This window comes from Labrys sp. WJW, assembly GCF_001676615.1.
Classification (GTDB): domain Bacteria; phylum Pseudomonadota; class Alphaproteobacteria; order Rhizobiales; family Labraceae; genus Labrys; species Labrys sedimenti.
Map to the genome: position 1 here is coordinate 1 of NZ_LYXZ01000028.1, position 2500 is coordinate 2500.

The window sequence follows — 2500 nt, forward strand, 5'->3', positions numbered from 1 at the left end:
TGGTTGCGGGGGCAGGATTTGAACCTGCGGCCTTCAGGTTATGAGCCTGACGAGCTACCGGGCTGCTCCACCCCGCGGCAGGTATTTGTGACATGGTTTATTGAGAACTTTGCTTTGCAGGCCTGGCAACGACCTACTCTCCCAGGTCTTGAGACATAGTACCATCGGCGCTGAGGAGTTTAACGGCCGAGTTCGGGATGGGATCGGGTTGAGGCTCCTCGCTAGTGCCACCAGGCCGGCGAAGCAAAGTTGAAGCCCTTGCGACCTCGCAGAGGTCGTCAAGGGTATGCGCAGCGACAAATACGAAGTGTTTGTCGCGTGAAGCATACAAGATGGTTGTTTTCGTGTGTTTCACATTCGGCGCCATGTTTGGCAGCGTTGTGAGTATTGATAAATGAGAGCGATCAAGCCGATCAAGCTATTAGTACCGGTAAGCTGCACGGATCGCTCCGCTTCCACACCCGGCCTATCAACGTGGTGGTCTACCACGGCTTTCGAGGGAGAACTCATCTTGAGGTGGGTTTCCCGCTTAGATGCCTTCAGCGGTTATCCCGACCGTACATAGCTACCCTGCACTGCGGCTGGCGCCACAACAGGTCCACCAGAGGTACGTCCATCCCGGTCCTCTCGTACTAAGGACAGATCCTCTCAATTCTCCTACGCCCACGCCAGATAGGGACCAAACTGTCTCACGACGTTTTGAACCCAACTCACGTACCACTTTAATCGGCGAACAGCCGAACCCTTGGGACCTTCTCCAGCCCCAGGATGTGATGAGTCGACATCGAGGTGCCAAACGATTCCGTCGATATGGACTCTTGGGAATCATCAGCCTGTTATCCCCGGCGTACCTTTTATTCGTTGAGCGATGGCCGTTCCACAACGGACCACCGGATCACTATGGCCGACTTTCGTCTCTGCTCGACTTGTCAGTCTCGCAGTCAGGCGGGCTTATGCCATTGCACTCGACGACCGATTTCCGACCGGTCTGAGCCCACCGTCGCACGCCTCCGTTACTCTTTGGGAGGCGACCGCCCCAGTCAAACTACCCACCATACACTGTCCCGGGCCCGGATGACGGGTCGCGGTTAGACATCCATGATCGTAAGGGTGGTATTTCAAGGGTGGCTCCACAAGGGCTGGCGCCCCTGCTTCATAGCCTACCACCTATCCTACACATGCAAGCACGAATGCCAGTGTAAAGTTATAGTAAAGGTGCACGGGGTCTTTCCGTCTAAGCGCAGGTACCCCGCATCTTCACGGGGAATTCAATTTCACTGAGTCTATGCTGGAGACAGCGGGGAGATCGTTACGCCATTCGTGCAGGTCGGAACTTACCCGACAAGGAATTTCGCTACCTTAGGACCGTTATAGTTACGGCCGCCGTTTACCGGGGCTTCGATTCAAAGCTTGCACCTCTCCTCTTAACCTTCCGGCACCGGGCAGGCGTCAGACCCTATACGTCGCCTTGCGGCTTAGCAGAGCCCTGTGTTTTTGTTAAACAGTCGCCACCCCCTAGTTTGTGCCCCTCGCCCATGGTTGCCCACGAACGAGGCCTCCTTATCCCGAAGTTACGGAGGCAAATTGCCGAGTTCCTTCAGCATAGTTCTCTCAAGCGCCTTGGTATACTCTACCAGTCCACCTGTGTCGGTTTCGGGTACGGTCTGATGTGGGAGCTATTTCCTGGAACCTCGTGATGGCATGCTCAATCCAATAAGAACACACCACGGAAGAGATCCGTCACTACCCACTGGTTGAGGAATATTCACCTCATTCCCATCGACTACGCTTTTCAGCCTCGCCTTAGGGGCCGACTAACCCTGCGCAGATTAGCTTTACGCAGGAACCCTTGGACTTTCGGCGACAGTGTCTCTCACACTGTTTGTCGTTACTCATGCCAGCATTCGCACTTCCAATACCTCCAGAGCTGCTCACGCATACTCCTTCACAGGCCTATGGAACGCTCCGCTACCGCGTGCTTGCGCACACCCACAGCTTCGGCTCGTGGCTTGAGCCCCGTTACATTTTCGGCGCAAAGACCCTTGTTTAGACCAGTGAGCTGTTACGCTTTCTTTAAAGGATGGCTGCTTCTAAGCCAACCTCCTGGTTGTTATGGGATCCTCACATCCTTTACCACTTAGCCACGAATTAGGGGCCTTAGCTGGTGGTCAGGGTTTTTTCCCTCTCGACGACGGACGTTAGCACCCGCCGTCTGTCTGCCGCATAGTGTTTCCAGGTATTCGGAGTTTGGTTAGGTTTGGTAGATCGGTAAGACCCCCTAGCCCATCCAGTGCTCTACCCCCTGGAACATTCGTGCGACGCACTACCTAAATAGTTTTCGCGGAGAACCAGCTATTTCCGAGTTTGATTGGCCTTTCACCCCTAGCCACAAGTCATCCGAGGCTTTTTCAACAGACACCGGTTCGGTCCTCCAGTGGGTGTTACCCCACCTTCAACCTGCTCATGGCTAGATCACATCGGTTTCGGGTCTAATAAGACG

The 2500-nt window shown here is 54.6% G+C and carries 1 tRNA gene and 2 rRNA genes (1 of these 3 cut by a window edge); all 3 read right to left on the reverse strand.

From position 1 onward, the window contains the following. Positions 1-77, reverse strand: a tRNA-Met gene (locus tag BA190_RS18305). A 43-nt stretch (positions 78-120) separates the two neighbouring features. Next, positions 121-235: ribosomal RNA gene (rrf, locus tag BA190_RS18310) — 5S ribosomal RNA — on the reverse strand. A 165-nt stretch (positions 236-400) separates the two neighbouring features. Beyond that, positions 401-2500, reverse strand: a 23S ribosomal RNA gene (locus tag BA190_RS18315); it runs 718 nt beyond the window's last position.